Source organism: Enterobacter sp. WP_7_1 (assembly GCF_003688535.1).
Classification (GTDB): Bacteria; Pseudomonadota; Gammaproteobacteria; order Enterobacterales; family Enterobacteriaceae; genus Enterobacter; species Enterobacter asburiae.
Map to the genome: position 1 here is coordinate 522,227 of NZ_REFK01000003.1, position 14,951 is coordinate 537,177.

The window sequence follows — 14,951 nt, forward strand, 5'->3', positions numbered from 1 at the left end:
GCTGTCATCGTCATAAGTGACGATGACAGCGCCGCCGCAATTTTTAAATTCATATAAAATCAATAAGTTAATCATTGGCACGGTTTATGAATATCTCCGCGCATAACTGTAATGCTGGAGAAGCAGATGAACCGTTTTATTATGGCCGATGCCAGTAAGTGTATTGGTTGCCGTACCTGTGAAGTGGCGTGCGTGGTTTCCCATCAGGCGGAGCAGGACTGCGCGTCGCTCACCCCTGACACGTTCCTGCCGCGCATCCACGTCATCAAAGGCGTGAATATTTCTACCGCCGCCATCTGTCGCCAGTGCGAAGATGCACCGTGCGCGAACGTCTGCCCGAACGGGGCGATTAAACGTGAGAAAGGCTTTGTGCACGTAATGCAGGAGCGCTGCATTGGCTGCAAAACCTGCGTGGTTGCCTGCCCGTACGGCGCGATGGAGGTGGTTGTTCGTCCGGTAGTACGCAACAGCGGCATGGGGCTGAGCGTACGTGCAGACAAAGCCGAAGCCAACAAATGTGACCTGTGCTACCACCGCGATGCTGGCCCGGCCTGCATGGAAGCCTGCCCGACGCACGCGCTGGTCTGCGTGGATCGCGACAAGCTTGAGCAGATGAGTGCCGAAAAGCGCCGTCGCGCGGCATTCGACACGTCGTCATCGCTGCTGTTCTGATCCGCCATGAGCAGTAACGGTGTCCAGCTGCGCGTGCGCGGTAAGGTGCAGGGCGTGGGGTTTCGCCCCTTCGTCTGGCAGCTGGCGCAGGCGCTTCAGTTGACCGGTGACGTCTGCAATGATGGAGAGGGCGTGCTGGTGCGCCTCGCGGGTAATGGGGGGGCCTTTACCGCGAGGCTGCATCAGGACTGCCCACCGCTGGCACGCATTGACCACGTTGAAACGCAGCCGTTTACGTGGGCGCAGGTGCCGGAGGACTTTACCATCCGCCACAGCGCGGGCGGGACGATGGACACCCAGATTGTCCCCGATGCCGCGACCTGTCCGGCGTGCCTGGCTGAAATGCGCGACCCTGCCGAGCGCCGCCATCGCTATCCGTTCATCAACTGCACGCACTGCGGGCCGCGGTTTACCATTATCCGCGCGATGCCCTATGACCGTCCGGCCACGTCAATGGCCGCATTTCCCCTCTGCGTGACGTGCGAAGCGGAGTACCGTAACCCTGCTGACCGCCGCTTTCACGCCCAGCCCGTAGCCTGCCCGGACTGCGGGCCAGCGCTGGAATGGCGCGCGGGCGACGCTCTTGCCACCCGTGAAGCGGCACTGCGTGCGGCGGTGGCGATGCTGAAAAGCGGCGGCATAGTCGCGGTCAAAGGGCTGGGCGGTTTTCATCTCGTCTGCGACGCCCGTAATCCGCAGTCGGTCGCGGCGCTTCGGGCACGCAAGCAGCGTCCGGCGAAGCCGCTGGCGGTGATGATCCCAAATGCGGACGGCGTGCCGGAGGCGATCCAGACGCTGTTGCGCTCCTGCGCAGCGCCAATTGTGCTGGCCCCAAAAGCCTCGCTTCCCGCGTTTCCCGAAGGGATTGCACCCGGGCTCGATTGTATTGGCATCATGCTTCCCGCCAATCCGCTGCAACACCTGCTGATGATGGACTGCCAGCGCCCGCTGGTGATGACTTCCGGCAACCTCAGCGGCAGACCGCCTGCCATGACCAACCAGCAGGCTCTGGATGAACTCGGCGACATCGCGGACGGCTTCCTGCTGCACAACCGCGATATCCTGCAACGAATGGATGATTCAGTGATGGATCGGGACGGCGCGATGCTGCGCCGGGCGCGCGGTTTTGTGCCGGATGCCGTCGCGTTGCCTGCGGGTTTTGAGAATATCCCCGCCATGCTATGCACCGGCGCGGAGATGAAAAACACCTTCTGCCTGGTGCGTGGCAGCCAGGCGGTGCTGAGTCAGCATTTTGGCGATCTCGGCGACGAGGGTGTCGAAGCGCAGTGGCGCGCCGCGCTCTCGACGATGCAGGACATCTACGCCTTCCAGCCTGAGCGCGTGGTGTGCGATGCCCATCCGGGGTACCACACACAACAATGGGCGCAGGCGCAGGGGCTGCCGGTCGAAACCGTGCTCCATCATCACGCCCACGCGGCGGCGTGCCTGGCGGAGAACGGCTGGCCGCGTGAGGGCGGCGACGTTATCGCCCTGACGCTGGACGGGATCGGCATGGGCGAGAACGGCGCGCTGTGGGGCGGGGAGTGCCTGCGGGTGAGCTATCTCGCGTGCGAGCGTCTGGGCGGGCTGCCTGCCGTTGCGCTGCCGGGGGGCGATCTGGCGGCGCGGCAGCCGTGGCGCAACCTGCTTGCCCACTGCCTGGCGTTTGTCCCTGACTGGCAGCAGTACCCGGAAACGCGCGCGATTCAGCGTCAAAACTGGCCGCTGCTGGCAACGGCGATCCGGCGCGGCATCAACGCGCCGCAGGCCTCGTCCTGTGGTCGCCTGTTTGATGCGGTCGCCTGCGCGCTGGGTATTGAAACCCAATCCTGGGAAGGTGAAGCGGCCTGCCGGCTGGAAGCGCTGGCCTCGCAGTGCGCGGGCCTCGACCATCCGGTGACGTTGTCTGTCGATAACCTTGCGCTTTTCTGGCAGCAGTGGCTGGCCTGGCAGGCGGATCCCTGCGAGCGCGCGTGGGCGTTTCACGACGCGCTGGCAAAAGGGCTGGCGGAACTCGCCGCGCTCCATGCCCGACGCCTGTCGCTGTCGACAATCTGTCTCAGCGGCGGCGTGCTGCACAACCGTCTGCTGCGCGCGCGCCTGCGTCATTATCTTTCTGACTTTACGCTTCTTTTTCCATCGCGCCTGCCCGCAGGTGACGGAGCGATCTCCTTCGGGCAGGCGGCGATCGCCGCCGCCCGGTCATGTTCACAAAGGACTTAAAATGTTACGACTCTTACGCAATGAACCTCGCGCCGCGCTTCTGCTGCTGGCTCTGGTAATGGCAAACCTGCTGGCCTGGGGATGGGCATGGCACGCCTTTAGCGGCAGCACGGCGCTGATGGCCGCCAGCCTGCTGGCGTGGTGCTACGGGCTGCGTCACGCGGTGGACGCTGACCACATCGCGGCCATTGATACCGTGACGCGTAAGATGATGCAGCAGGGCAAACGTCCGTCCGGCGTGGGGGCGTGGTTCTCGCTGGGGCACTCCACCATCGTGGTGTTGGCCTCCATTGCTATCGCCGCGACCGCGACGGCGTTTCAGAAAAACATGGAATGGTTCCACGAAACCGGCAGCCTGATCGGCACCGCGGTTTCCGCCACCTTCCTGCTGGCGATGGCGCTGGTGAACATGGTGATCCTGCGCGGCGTCTGGCGCAGTTTTCAGGCGCTGAAACAGGGGAGGCCCGTGCAGGGCGACATCATGCTCCCTGCCCAGGGCGGCGTCATGAACTGGCTGTTTGGCAAAACCTTCCGCCTGGTGAATAAAAGCTGGCAGATGTACCTGGTCGGTTTCCTGTTTGGCCTCGGCTTTGACACGGCCACCGAGATTGGCGTGCTGGGGATCTCTGCCGCCAGCGCGTCAAGCGGGATGTCGGTGTGGTCAATCATGGTCTTCCCGGCGCTCTTCGCAAGCGGCATGGCGCTGGTGGATACCCTCGATAACCTGCTGATGGTCGGTGCCTACGGCTGGGCGTTCAACAAGCCGCAGCGCAAGCTCTACTACAACATGACCATCACCTGCACCTCCGTGGTGGTGGCGCTGTTTATCGGCGGGCTGGAAGCGCTGGGTCTGCTGATGGACAAATTTGCCCTCAGCGGCGGCGTGTGGGATCTGATTGGCGCGGTAAACGACAACCTGGGCAACGCCGGGTTTGTGGTGGTCGGGCTGTTTGTCGCCTGCTGGCTGATCTCCATGGTCAACTACCGCTGGCGCGGCTACGACGCGCTGGTGGTACGTTCCTGAACCGGCTACTGCACGGCGCAACCTCCGCGACTTCCTCAATGGCTGGCGCATAGCGGCATACCGATAAAAAAGATGCTGAAAATGTAGGACTTTTGCGGAATAAATATATTCCGCATTCTTCTCTTGTGTGAAATAACGAGAAAGATAATTGAGTTATTTATAAAAATTCGCCATGATTTGCCTCCTGCTGATGATGTCTTTTCAGACTGAGTCGGCTGCCAATAATAAAACAGGATGATGTTTTTAAGCTGTTTCATATTAAAGCATTTACGAAAATAATAAATAAGGGATTGATGGCGATGATATATCTGCTTTGCATTTATTTGATGAATAGAATGCGTAAGAAAAAGCCCCTGAATATCGGGGCGGTGAATAATAAAATTCAAAGGTTAAGTCGGCGTAGACTCATTGTTGGCCGGGTAAACGAAGCGCCGCCCGGCAACGCGAGGGTTAAGCAGGTAACAGTTTCAGCAGAGCGAAAGCCTCCTTCATCCGGTCTTCACTAACCACAAAAGCGCGAATCTGACCCTCGTTATCCGCGCCGCGCGCGACCATTCCCTGCGGTTCGAGGGTAATTTGCCAGTTCAGATCCTGACGCTGCGTTTCACCGGCAAGATGCAGCGGTAATTCCGGCGTTTTGACTTTAATCAGCATGGCGGGTAATTTCAGCGGCGCGCTGCCGCCGAGCAGGTTTTTCGCCAGATACATCGCGCTTAATTGAATTGGCTGTAAAAATGGCAGTACCTGACCGTTAATTTCAGCGCAGTCACCTAACGCGTAAATATCAGGTTGCGTGGTTTGCAGGTAGCTATTTACCTTCACGCCACGCTGTATTTCGGCACCTGCGCGATGCGCCAGCGCGGTTTCCGGGCGCAGGCCCGTTGCCGCGATTACCACATCTACCTCAACGCAGCGGCTGCGGTCGAGCGTGGCACGAATGCCGCCTTCGGTTTTGCTCAGGCTTTGCAGCTGCGATTTCAACAGCAGATGCACCCCCATGTCGGTCAGGCGATGCTGTAAGCGACTGCTTACTTCTGCTGGCATCAGCGACGACAGAATGCTCGCCGCATGGTCGACCAGAGTCACGGATTTACCCGCCCGACAGAAATCCATCGCCAGCTCGGTGCCTATCAGCCCGCCGCCGACAATCATCACGCGCTGTGCGTCGCGAAGCGCCGTTTCGCTGGCCTGATACTCCTGCTGGCTGTTGAGGGTGATCGTCAGCTCGCGGCCTTCAACCGGCGGCACAAACGTAGAGGCACCCGTGGCCAGCACCAGTCTGTCGTACTGCCAGGTTTTCTCTTTTGCTTTCACCACGTGGGCGGCAGCGTCGATGTCGGTGACCCAGGTGTACGGGAACAGGCGCAGGTTAAACTGTTCCGCGAACTCCCCCGCCGTCTGGCGGGTGAGGTCTTCGGCGCGCTGATTCTGGCTAATGACGTGGCTTAGATCGGGCTTGTTGTACTCGTCCATGCTGTCGGCGGCTATCACCGTCAGCGGCACGCTGGCGTCCTGCTTGCGGATGTTTTTCACCAGCTGGCGGGCGGCAAAGCCCGAGCCGATGATGACGATACCGTTGTTCATTTTGCCTCCGTACCCAGTTCGTCAAAGACGTCTTTACCGAGTGAACACTCTGGGCAGAGGAAGTTGTCCGGCACGTCGCGCCACGGCGTGCCCGGCGCAACGTCCTGCAGCGGCTCGCCCAGCGCCGGGTCGTAAATCCACTGGCAGACGCTGCACTGCATGCGCGGGCCGAGATCGGCGCCTGCCGCGGCGACACAGGCGCAGGCTTCCTGCTGTTCGGTGGGTTTGGCTGCCGCTTCCGGCAGCGGAGCGAGCGCCCACTGACGTGCAATGTCGCGGCCGTGCTGGCGGCAGATTTCGAGCGCGTCGATATCCGGCCGCCATTTCGCCTTCAGGCTGAGGGACATCTCAAAACCGGCATCCTGCAGGCGAGTAGACAGACGGTCTACCGCGCCGCCGCTCCAGCCGTGGGAGCCAAAGGCGCTGGCGCGCTTGTTGCGAAAACGCAGGCCGGTCATCTCTTCTACCAGACCGGCAATTTTCGGCATCATCACGTTGTTCATGGTGGAGGTGCCCACCAGCACGCCCTTAGAGCGGAACACGTTGGTCAAAACCTCATTCTTATCGCTGCGCGCCACGTTGAAGATTTTCACCGCCACGTTTGGGTCCACTTCGTTGATGCCCTGGGCAATGGCGTCCGCCATCATGCGGGTATTGTTGGACATGGTGTCGTAGAAAATAGTGATGCGGTCTTCCTGATAGTCCGCCGCCCACTTCAGGTACAGCTCCACAATCTGGGTTGGGTTCTCACGCCACACTACGCCGTGGGAGGTGGCAATCATGTCCACCGGCAGGTTAAAGCCGAGGATCTCGGTGATTTTTGGCGTCACCAGACGGCTGAACGGGGTCAGGATGTTGGCGTAGTAGCGCTGGCACTGCTCGAAGAGTTCGGTCTGGTCCACTTCGTCGTTGAACAGGCGCTCGTCGCAGTAGTGCTGGCCGAAGGCGTCGTTGCTGAACAGCACCGCGTCGCCGGTCATGTAGGTCATCATGCTGTCCGGCCAGTGCAGCATCGGCGTTTCCACGAAGATCAGCTGCTTGTCGTTGCCGATATCCAGCGCGTCGCCGGTTTTCACGGTGTGGAAGTTCCACTCCGGATGGTGGTGATGGCCGTTGATCGAGTCGATGGCGTTGGTGGTGCAGTAGATAGGCGTGTTCGGAATGTAAGACATCAGCTCGGTTAGCGCACCGGCGTGATCTTCTTCCGCGTGGTTGATGATGATGTAGTCGATGGCGTCCAGGTCGATTTCACTGCGCAGGTTCTGCACGAACTCGCGGCTGAACTTGTGATCGACGGTATCGATCAGCACGTTTTTACCTTCGCGGATGAGATAGCTGTTGTAGCTGCTGCCGCGCAGCGTTTTGTATTCCGTCCCGTGGAAATCGCGCACTTCCCAGTCACGTTGACCCACCCAATGAATGTTATTTTTAACCAGAATAGACATAGCAACCTCTACGTAATACAGCATTTTCAAATAAGATGGTTTGCCTATATCAAGTTGCGTGCCAGTTTTTAATTTATTGATTTTACTTAGTTAATATTTTTACGAGCCGTAATGGGTAGTCATTATGACTATCAAAATTAGTGTCAATATGACAATATACATTGTCAAAATGACAGCGAGGTCACTATGAGCTTTTCCGTAGATGTGCTGGCGAAGATCGCCATTGAGCTGCAGACCGGTATCGGCCATCAGGACCGCTTTCAGCGGCTGATCTCCACGCTGCGCCACGTGCTTGAGTGCGATGCGTCCGCGCTGCTGCGCTACGAGGGGCGGCAGTTTATTCCGCTGGCTATCGACGGGCTGGCGAAGGACGTGCTCGGACGGCGTTTTACCCTTGAGGGCCATCCGCGTCTGGAAACCATCGCCCGCGCGGGTGACGTGGTGCGCTTCCCGGCGGACAGCGACTTGCCCGACCCGTACGACGGGTTGATTCCCGGACAGGAGAGCCTGAAGGTGCACGCCTGTATCGGCCTGCCGCTGTTTGCCGGACAAAACCTGATTGGCGCACTGACCCTCGACGGCCTGTCGCCGGACCAGTTCGACACCTTTAGCGACGAAGAGCTGCGCCTGATTGCCGCCCTGGCCGCCGGGGCGCTAAACAATGCCCTGCTGATTGAACAGCTGGAGAGCCAGAACATTCTTCCCGGCAGCCCGGCGGCGTTTGAGCAGGTGACGCACACGGAGATGATCGGCCTTTCTCCGGGCATGGCGCAGCTCAAAAAAGAGATTGAGATTGTCGCCGCCTCAGATTTAAACGTGCTGATCTTCGGGGAAACCGGCACCGGTAAGGAGCTGGTCGCGAAGTCCATTCACGAAGCGTCGCCGCGCGCGGTGAACCCACTGGTGTACCTCAACTGCGCCGCGCTGCCGGAAAGCGTGGCGGAAAGCGAGCTATTTGGTCACGTTAAAGGGGCGTTTACCGGGGCCATCAGCAATCGCAGCGGCAAGTTCGAAATGGCCGATAACGGCACGCTGTTTCTGGATGAAATCGGCGAGCTCTCTCTGTCGCTGCAGGCCAAGCTGCTGCGCGTGCTGCAGTACGGCGACATCCAGCGCGTGGGGGATGACCGCAGTCACAGAGTGGACGTTCGCGTGCTGGCGGCCACTAACCGCGACCTGCGTGAAGCGGTGCTGGCAGGGCAGTTTCGCGCCGACCTGTTTCATCGCCTGAGCGTGTTCCCGCTTACCGTGCCGCCGCTGCGCGATCGCGGGGACGACGTGCTGCTGCTGGCGGGCTTTTTCTGCGAGCAGTGCCGTCTCAGGATGGGGCTTTCCCGCGTGGTGCTGAGCCCGGGTGCGAGGTCGCATCTGTTGAGCTACGGCTGGCCGGGCAACGTGCGCGAGCTGGAGCACGCGATCCACCGCGCGGTAGTGCTGGCGCGGGCGACGCGTTCGGGTGACGAGGTGGTGATCCACGCGCGGCATTTTGCGCTCCAGGATGAAACCGCACCGGCTGTTGCGCAGGCTGCGCCAGAGATAGCGAATGAAAATCTGCGTGAAGCTACGGAGGCGTTTCAGCGTCAGATGATTACCCGCGCGCTGGAGCAGAATAACCGCAGCTGGGCGGCGTGCGCGCGGGCGCTGGAGATGGACGTCGCCAACCTGCACAGGCTGGCGAAACGTCTGGGACTGAAGGGTTAGATAATCCCGGCCTGATAGAAGTCCTGCAGATTGATGGCACCGCACAGCCTGCCGGCATCATCCACCACCGGCGCGGCGGTGATTTTGCGCTTCATCAGTACCTCTTTGGCCTCAATGGCGCGGCTCTCGGCGTTCAGCGTCAGCCCGCCTTTGGTCATGGCGTCCGACACGTTAGTTTCCAGCCTGCCGCCGCCCACCAGCCAGCGGCGCAGGTCGCCGTCGGTGAACACGCCCTTGACGCTCCCGTTGTCATCGCACACCGCAACCAGCCCCAGACCGGTGCGGCTCAGCTCCAGCATCGCGTCCATGACGCTGGTATCGAGTTTGACCTGCGGAATGGCATCGTCGGTGCGCATCAGGTGGTGAACCTTGTTGAGCAGGCGTGCGCCGAGCGCGCCCGCCGGATGCGAACGGGCGAAATCTTCTTCGTTAAAGCCTCGCGCCTGCATCACCGCCATTGCCAGCGCGTCGCCCATCATCAGGGTGTTAACGGTGCTGGAGGTTGGGGCGAGGTGCATCGGACAGGCTTCGCGCTCAACGGAAATATCCAGCGTCGCTTTGGCGGCCAGCGCCAGCGGCGAGCGTGATTTCCCGGTCATCGCCAGCAGGGCGACCGATTTTTCCTGCAGGCGCGGAATAATCAGGTCCAGCTCTTTGGCCGAACCGGAGTAGGAGATAAACAGCATCACGTCGCGGCTTTCAATCATCCCCAGATCGCCGTGCAGCGCCTCTGCCGGATGCACGAAGAACGCCGGGGTGCCGGTGCTGGCGAGCGTCGCGGCAATCTTTTTGCCGATATGGCCGGATTTACCAATGCCCGCCACGATCACTTTGCCTTCGCAGTGGATAATGGTGTTGGCGGCGCGGACAAAATCCTCGCCCAGACGTTCCGGCAGGCGGCTGGCTTCCTGCAGTTCCAGCATCAGCGTCTGGCGGCCCGTTTCTAACAGAAAATCACTCATCTCTTTCTCCGGTTACGATCACGTCGATTCCTTTCTCTTCCAGCGCTTTCCTGAACGCCGGGTCGATACCCGCGTCGGTAATCAGCTTATCAACGCTTTCAAGGCTACAGACAATGTTGGGGCTTTTGCGGCCAAACTTCGACGAGTCTGCCATCAAAATCACTTCCCGCGCGGCGTTACACATCGCTTTACTGACGCTGAACACCTCGTTGAACGTCGTCACGCCCGCGTTCAGGTCGATGCCGTCGGTGCCCATAAACAGTTTATCAAAGCTGAAGTGCTCGAAGGCATTCTCCGCCAGCTGGCCGTGAAACGACGCCGATTTTTTGCGGAAGGTGCCGCCGGGCATCAGGATGGTCTGCTCGCTGTCGAACTCCGACAGGGCGTTGACGATGTGCAGGCTGTTGGTCATCACCGTGATGTTGTTAAAGCGGCTGAGCAACGGGATCATCTGCAGGACGGTGCTGCCTGCATCCAGAATGATGGAATCGCCATCGTGGATAAATTTGACGGCGGCTTCGGCAATCAGCGCTTTCTGGTGGGTATTGATCAGCGTTTTGTGATCGATAGGCGGGTCCGCTTCGTCCTTGTTGAGCACCACGCCGCCGTAGGTTCGAATGACGGCACCAGAGTTTTCGAGCAATACCAGGTCCTTGCGTATTGTCGTGCCGGTGGTGTCAAAGTAGTGGGCCAGATCCTCTACCGAGCATTTTCCCTGCTTTTGCAGATGCTCGAGAATGGCCGCCTGCCGCTGACGAGGTTTCATAGGCGCTTCGTTCCTTAGGTTGCGAAATGATAATTTCGCAAGTCTATAGCTTTCACAACGAAATTATCCATGTTTCAGATTAAGCGCTAATGATAGTGCATTCTGACAGAGTGGATCATGGGGAAAGATCACATCAGGCCGTAATTCCTGCAGCGAAATGCCGTCGATTGCCTGGATTTTCGCCGGGCGGGCGAAGACGGTTATACCGCGCATGACGAGCGAATCGCAGACGCGGTTATTTTCATCCAGCGCAATCGCCACCACTACGCGCGGCTTAAATCGGCCGCCGGACCGCCCGACGCCCACGCGGCCTTTCTGGCACAGGGCATCAAACGCCCGGTTAAACTGGTGGATCTGCCAGCCGCCAAACGCCATCTGGCAAATCCAGGCGAGGGCGGCGACGGTGATGAGTGCGGTGACCATATCGGCTCCTTGTTTTGTTCCCTCTCCCGGTGGGAGAGGGCTGGGGTGAGGGCATCAGGCCGCTCGATCAGAACATCACCTGCCCGCCGGTCACGTTAATCGACTGCCCGGTGCAGTACGAGGCTTTCGGGCTGGCGTAAAACAGCAGCATGTTCAGCACGTCCTGATAATCGCACCCGCGCTTCAGCGGCACTTTATCGATGTAGTACTGCTCCACTTCCTCGGCCTTGATGCCGAGCTTGGTGGCGTACTGCGGCAGCAGGGACTGGAACATCGGTGATTTCAGCAGGTTGCCCAGCATCAGCGAATGCACGGTAATGCCGTACTCGGCCAGATCCAGCGCCAGAGACTGCGTCAGCCCCACGCCGCCAAACTTCGCCGCGCTGTAGCCGGAGTTATGCTTGCTGCCCACTTTCCCTGATTTGGAGTTGATCTGAATGATGCGCCCCTGAACGCCGTCGCGGATCATCAGACGGGAAAACTCGCGGGCGCAGAGGAAATAGCCCACCAGATTCACCTGCAGCGAGCGGTCAAAATCCCCCAGTTCGAAATCGCTGATAAAGGCCGCTTTCGCAATCCCCGCGCTGTAGACCAGCAGGTCGGTACGCCCAAAAATCTCGTCCACGCCGCGGGCCAGCGCCATCACGCTCTGCTCGCTGGTGGCGTCGGCACCAAACCCGTACGCCATCCCTTCGCCAAACTCGGTGTTAATGGTGTCCGCCACGCGGGCGGCTTTTTCACTCTGAATGTCCACTACCGCCACGCGGTAACCCTCTGCGGCAAGCCCACGGCAGAGGAACTCGCCTAAGGTTTGTCCTCCACCAATGACAACGGCAACCTGACTCATGTGTTTCTCCTTAATTACGCAACAAATTTTAACGTGCAGCCTGGGGTGACAGCCTGCGGAACCGGGCCCGCTACGTGAACCGTGCCGGGATATTCGGCCTGCGGCTGGCCGTCGAAACGCAGGGTGATGTGCCCCAGCTCGCGCAGGTTTTGCTCGGCCACGTCGCCCACGGCGGTGACGGCATAGCGCGCCTCGCCCAGCTCAAGCTGGCTTCCTGCCTTCAGCTCGCCCTTCAGCTCGCCGTGGCAGTGGATAAAACAAAACTCTTCGATATCCGCCGGGGCGCCTTCGCGGAAGGTGATCAGCATCTGGTCGCTCAGCGCGTCGGCAGCGCTCTGGCCGATACGGGTAATGGTGGTCTGGTAAATGACGGTCATCGCAGGAACCTCTTATTGATAAATAAAGCCGGAGACAAACCAGGCAATCAGCACCGTCGGCGCACCCGTCAGGAAGCGGCTGACCAGCACTGACGGCACGCCCACGCGCACGGTGTCCTGGCGCGCTTCCGCCAGCGACAGCCCAACGGGGATGAAGTCGCACGCCGCCTGGGCGTTAATGGCAAACAGGGCGGGCAGGGCGAGGTGCGGAGGGATGTTCCCCAGACCAATCTGCACGCCAATCAGCACGCCGATGACCTGGGCAATCACCGCGCCCGGGCCGAGGAACGGCGACAGCAGCGGGAAGGAGCAGATCAGCGCCAGCGTCACCAGCCCGAGCGGATGGCTGGCGAGCGGGGCGAGGCCGTGGGCAATCCAGTCGCCCAGGCCGGACGCCATGATGATGCCGATCAGCGCCGAGACGAACGCCATAAACGGCAGGATGGTTTTCAGCACCGTGTCGATGGTGTCGCGCCCGGACTGGAACAGCACCGCCACGGCGGAACCCATGCCCATCCCGACCTTCGCCAGCAGGCCGTCGCTCTGCTCGGTGATTTTCTTGCTGGTGTCGTACTCGCGCAGGACCGCTTTTTGCGGCGCGGGAGTCCCATTCACCAGCGTGATGTTGTCCTCCTTCACGCCTGAGACGTAAATATCCTCAAGGATGTACTGCGCCAGCGGGCCGGATTTTCCTGTGGAGTGAATATTCACCGTCGGAATGCGGCGCTTCGGATAGATACCGCAGCGTAGCGTGCCGCCGCAGTCGATCACCGCCACGCCGATTTCCGCTTCCGGCGGCTCGCCTTCCTTGAAGCCGTCGACCGCTTCCCAGCCGGTCAGCTCGCGCAGCCTGTCGACGATTGCCGGGCGCGTGCCTGCGGTGATGTAGACGATCTTTTTGCCTTCGGTGGCGTCGAACTCCAGCGGGCCGCCCCAGCCGCCCGTGCCTTTCTCAATGCGGATCCGGTTCATGCTGTGGCTCCTGAAAGATGGACTTTCTGCTCAAGCTGGATGCCCATTTTTTTCTCAAAAATGGCGGTGGTGAGGTCGGTCACCCAGCCGCGGAAGAAGTTGGTAACCAGGCCAACCAGCAGGTAGCTCACCGCCAGCGGGCCGAGCGGCAGGCCAAGTGTGGTGAGACCGCTGGCGATCCCGAGATAGACGAACAGCTCGCCGGGGTTAATGTGCGGGAACAGGCCGTTCATGGAATGGCAGCTGTAGGAGGCGGCGGCGTAGTAGCTCGGCTTGTACTTTTCCGGCATGAAGCGACCGAGGCTTAAGGTCATCGGGTTACAGAACACGAAGGTACCGATGAACGGCAGTACCAGGTAGCGGGACAGCGGATTCCCGGCACAGCGCTGGGCGAAGCGTTCGATGCGCTGCTGGCCGATAAAGTTGATCAGCGCGTTCATGATCACCAGCAGGCTGATCAGCAGGGGCAGGATCCCGGTCACCATGCCGGTGAACACTTCTCCGCCTTTCTGAAACAGCCCGATGAACCACTCGGCGCCGTGGGTGATGGTTTCTATCATTCTTCTCTCCTGTGGGGCTTTTTTGTTTTTGTCTGACTGGGCTAATAATAATCACTTTGAAAGGTTTTAAAGTGTTAATTAGATCTCACAATGAAAGAAAAATAGATTATTTTGAAAGTTTATTGATGGAGTGAATGATTTTAGGTGGAAAAAAGCGCGGATTTGCGTGAGGGAGGTGCGTACCGCTTCCTTGAGGTGTTGCGGATGCTTTACCATACTGGGTTCTTATCGAACCCGTTAAATGGATGTCTCATGTTCAAGCGTCGTTATGCAGCGCTGTTGCCTGCGCTTATTCTGCTGTCTGCCTGTAGTAGCAAACCTAAGACCGAAGCCGTTCAGCAAACGGCGGGCGCGCCTTCCGGAGGATTCCTGCTGGAGCCGCAGCACAATATGATGCAGATGGGCGGCGACTTCGCGAATAACCCGGCGGCCGAGCAGTTCATCGATAAAATGGTGAGCAAACACGGCTTTGACAGACAGCAGCTGCACGAAATTTTGTCTCAGGCCAAGCGTCTGGACTACGTGCTGCGCCTGATGGACAGGCAGGCACCAACCGCCCAGGTGCCGAGCGGGCCGAACGGCGCGTGGTTGCGCTACCGCAAACAGTTTATTACCCCGGACAACGTGCAAAACGGCGTGGTGTTCTGGAATCAGTATGAAGATGCGCTCAACCGCGCGTGGCAGGTGTACGGCGTACCGCCAGAAATCATCGTCGGGATCATCGGCGTGGAAACCCGCTGGGGCCGCGTGATGGGTAAAACCCGCATCCTGGATGCGCTGGCTACGCTCTCCTTTAACTACCCGCGCCGCGCGGAGTATTTCTCTTCCGAGCTGGAAACCTTCCTGCTGATGGCGCGCAGCGAGCAGGACGATCCGCTCGATCTGAAAGGGTCGTTTGCCGGCGCGATGGGCTACGGCCAGTTTATGCCGTCCTCCTATAAGCAATATGCCGTCGACTTTAACGGGGATGGTCATATCAACCTGTGGGATCCGGTGGATGCCATCGGCAGCGTGGCGAACTACTTCAAAGCGCACGGCTGGGTGCCGGGCGGCCAGGTTGCCGTTCAGGCAAACGGCGAGGCGTTTGGTCTGGAAAACGGCTTCAAAACCAAATACAGCGTCGCACAGCTGACGGCGGCAGGCTTAACGCCGACGCAGCCGCTGGGCAATGTCGATCAGGTGAGTCTGCTGCGTCTGGATGTCGGGACGGGCTACCAGTACTGGTACGGTTTGCCGAACTTCTACGCCATCACCCGCTATAACCACAGCACCCACTATGCGATGGCGGTGTGGCAGCTGGGGCTGGCGGTATCGCAGGCGCGCGTGCCGGCGGCGTCACCGTTTAGTCAGTAAGTCATCTTATTCCCCCTCTCCCCGTGGGAGAGGGCTGGGGTG

Annotated in this window: 14 protein-coding genes; 5 read left to right on the forward strand and 9 right to left on the reverse strand. The window is 59.8% G+C overall.

Translation table 11 applies throughout. The features are described from left to right. Window positions 1-126: 126 nt before the first annotated feature. The 3 genes from hydN to BJ885_RS15765 are packed head-to-tail and all read left to right on the forward strand — an operon-like array spanning window position 127 to window position 3,919. Window positions 127-672: an electron transport protein HydN gene (gene hydN, locus BJ885_RS15755; protein ID WP_029739520.1), complete on the forward strand. Its 546-nt coding sequence runs from the start codon at window positions 127-129 to the stop codon at window positions 670-672. 6 nt (window positions 673-678) lie between these two features. Further along, window positions 679-2,895 carry a carbamoyltransferase HypF gene (gene hypF / locus BJ885_RS15760; protein WP_121932286.1) on the forward strand — a complete coding sequence of 739 codons (2,217 nt, stop codon included), beginning with the start codon at window positions 679-681 and terminating at the stop codon, window positions 2,893-2,895. Between the two features lies 1 nt (window position 2,896). Further along, the gene (locus tag BJ885_RS15765; protein ID WP_121932287.1) at window positions 2,897-3,919 is read left to right on the forward strand and encodes a HoxN/HupN/NixA family nickel/cobalt transporter; all 1,023 of its coding nucleotides are present in this window, start codon (window positions 2,897-2,899) and stop codon (window positions 3,917-3,919) included. 450 nt (window positions 3,920-4,369) lie between these two features. Here BJ885_RS15765 and norW read toward each other — a convergent pair whose 3' ends face one another. Further along, window positions 4,370-5,503, reverse strand: a complete 1,134-nt coding sequence (gene norW, locus BJ885_RS15770; protein WP_121932288.1) for an NADH:flavorubredoxin reductase NorW — start codon at window positions 5,501-5,503, stop codon at window positions 4,370-4,372. Next, entirely contained in the window at window positions 5,500-6,948 is a 1,449-nt protein-coding gene (gene norV / locus BJ885_RS15775; protein WP_121932289.1) for an anaerobic nitric oxide reductase flavorubredoxin, read from the reverse strand. Before norV ends, norW begins: the two co-directional genes overlap by 4 nt. Window positions 6,949-7,134: 186 nt before the next feature. Between norV and norR the strand changes: the two genes are divergently transcribed. After that, window positions 7,135-8,649, forward strand: coding sequence for a nitric oxide reductase transcriptional regulator NorR (norR, locus tag BJ885_RS15780; protein WP_121932290.1), 1,515 nt, complete (start codon window positions 7,135-7,137; stop codon window positions 8,647-8,649). Here the strand turns inward: norR and gutQ are convergent. The 7 genes from gutQ to srlA form a co-directional block, all read right to left on the reverse strand. Next, the gene (gutQ, locus tag BJ885_RS15785; RefSeq protein ID WP_029742068.1) at window positions 8,646-9,611 is read right to left on the reverse strand and encodes an arabinose-5-phosphate isomerase GutQ; all 966 of its coding nucleotides are present in this window, start codon (window positions 9,609-9,611) and stop codon (window positions 8,646-8,648) included. The genes norR and gutQ overlap by 4 nt on opposite strands. Continuing rightward, window positions 9,604-10,377: a DNA-binding transcriptional repressor gene (locus BJ885_RS15790; protein ID WP_029742069.1), complete on the reverse strand. Its 774-nt coding sequence runs from the start codon at window positions 10,375-10,377 to the stop codon at window positions 9,604-9,606. The genes gutQ and BJ885_RS15790 overlap by 8 nt, the downstream gene beginning before the upstream one ends. Window positions 10,378-10,440: 63 nt before the next feature. Further along, a complete protein-coding gene (gene gutM, locus BJ885_RS15795) occupies window positions 10,441-10,800 on the reverse strand; it encodes a transcriptional regulator GutM (RefSeq protein ID WP_047646228.1) in 360 nt (119 codons plus the stop codon). Window positions 10,801-10,867: 67 nt separating this feature from the next. Further along, window positions 10,868-11,647 (reverse strand): sorbitol-6-phosphate dehydrogenase, encoded by a 780-nt coding sequence (gene srlD, locus BJ885_RS15800; protein WP_033146371.1) that lies wholly within the window; start codon window positions 11,645-11,647, stop codon window positions 10,868-10,870. Window positions 11,648-11,661: 14 nt separating this feature from the next. After that, window positions 11,662-12,024: a PTS glucitol/sorbitol transporter subunit IIA gene (gene srlB / locus BJ885_RS15805; protein ID WP_023308951.1), complete on the reverse strand. Its 363-nt coding sequence runs from the start codon at window positions 12,022-12,024 to the stop codon at window positions 11,662-11,664. Between the two features lie 12 nt (window positions 12,025-12,036). After that, the gene (locus BJ885_RS15810; RefSeq protein ID WP_121932291.1) at window positions 12,037-12,996 is read right to left on the reverse strand and encodes a PTS glucitol/sorbitol transporter subunit IIB; all 960 of its coding nucleotides are present in this window, start codon (window positions 12,994-12,996) and stop codon (window positions 12,037-12,039) included. Further along, window positions 12,993-13,556 carry a PTS glucitol/sorbitol transporter subunit IIC gene (srlA, locus tag BJ885_RS15815; RefSeq protein ID WP_023333189.1) on the reverse strand — a complete coding sequence of 188 codons (564 nt, stop codon included), beginning with the start codon at window positions 13,554-13,556 and terminating at the stop codon, window positions 12,993-12,995. The genes BJ885_RS15810 and srlA overlap by 4 nt, the downstream gene beginning before the upstream one ends. 252 nt (window positions 13,557-13,808) lie before the next feature. On the opposite strand from srlA, the gene mltB reads away from it, so the two are divergent. Beyond that, window positions 13,809-14,909 (forward strand): lytic murein transglycosylase B, encoded by a 1,101-nt coding sequence (gene mltB / locus BJ885_RS15820; RefSeq protein ID WP_183128636.1) that lies wholly within the window; start codon window positions 13,809-13,811, stop codon window positions 14,907-14,909. Window positions 14,910-14,951 lie beyond the last annotated feature (42 nt).

Excerpts from the sequence above, each read along its gene's own strand:
- hydN (WP_029739520.1), top strand. The coding sequence starts at position 127 with ATGAACCGTTTTATTATGGCCGATGCCAGTAAGTGTATTGGTTGCCGT.
- hypF (WP_121932286.1), top strand. The coding sequence starts at position 679 with ATGAGCAGTAACGGTGTCCAGCTGCGCGTGCGCGGTAAGGTGCAGGGC.
- BJ885_RS15765 (WP_121932287.1), top strand. The coding sequence starts at position 2,897 with ATGTTACGACTCTTACGCAATGAACCTCGCGCCGCGCTTCTGCTGCTG.
- norW (WP_121932288.1), bottom strand. The coding sequence starts at position 5,503 with ATGAACAACGGTATCGTCATCATCGGCTCGGGCTTTGCCGCCCGCCAG.
- norV (WP_121932289.1), bottom strand. The coding sequence starts at position 6,948 with ATGTCTATTCTGGTTAAAAATAACATTCATTGGGTGGGTCAACGTGAC.
- norR (WP_121932290.1), top strand. The coding sequence starts at position 7,135 with ATGAGCTTTTCCGTAGATGTGCTGGCGAAGATCGCCATTGAGCTGCAG.
- gutQ (WP_029742068.1), bottom strand. The coding sequence starts at position 9,611 with ATGAGTGATTTTCTGTTAGAAACGGGCCGCCAGACGCTGATGCTGGAA.
- BJ885_RS15790 (WP_029742069.1), bottom strand. The coding sequence starts at position 10,377 with ATGAAACCTCGTCAGCGGCAGGCGGCCATTCTCGAGCATCTGCAAAAG.
- gutM (WP_047646228.1), bottom strand. The coding sequence starts at position 10,800 with ATGGTCACCGCACTCATCACCGTCGCCGCCCTCGCCTGGATTTGCCAG.
- srlD (WP_033146371.1), bottom strand. The coding sequence starts at position 11,647 with ATGAGTCAGGTTGCCGTTGTCATTGGTGGAGGACAAACCTTAGGCGAG.
- srlB (WP_023308951.1), bottom strand. The coding sequence starts at position 12,024 with ATGACCGTCATTTACCAGACCACCATTACCCGTATCGGCCAGAGCGCT.
- BJ885_RS15810 (WP_121932291.1), bottom strand. The coding sequence starts at position 12,996 with ATGAACCGGATCCGCATTGAGAAAGGCACGGGCGGCTGGGGCGGCCCG.
- srlA (WP_023333189.1), bottom strand. The coding sequence starts at position 13,556 with ATGATAGAAACCATCACCCACGGCGCCGAGTGGTTCATCGGGCTGTTT.
- mltB (WP_183128636.1), top strand. The coding sequence starts at position 13,809 with ATGTTCAAGCGTCGTTATGCAGCGCTGTTGCCTGCGCTTATTCTGCTG.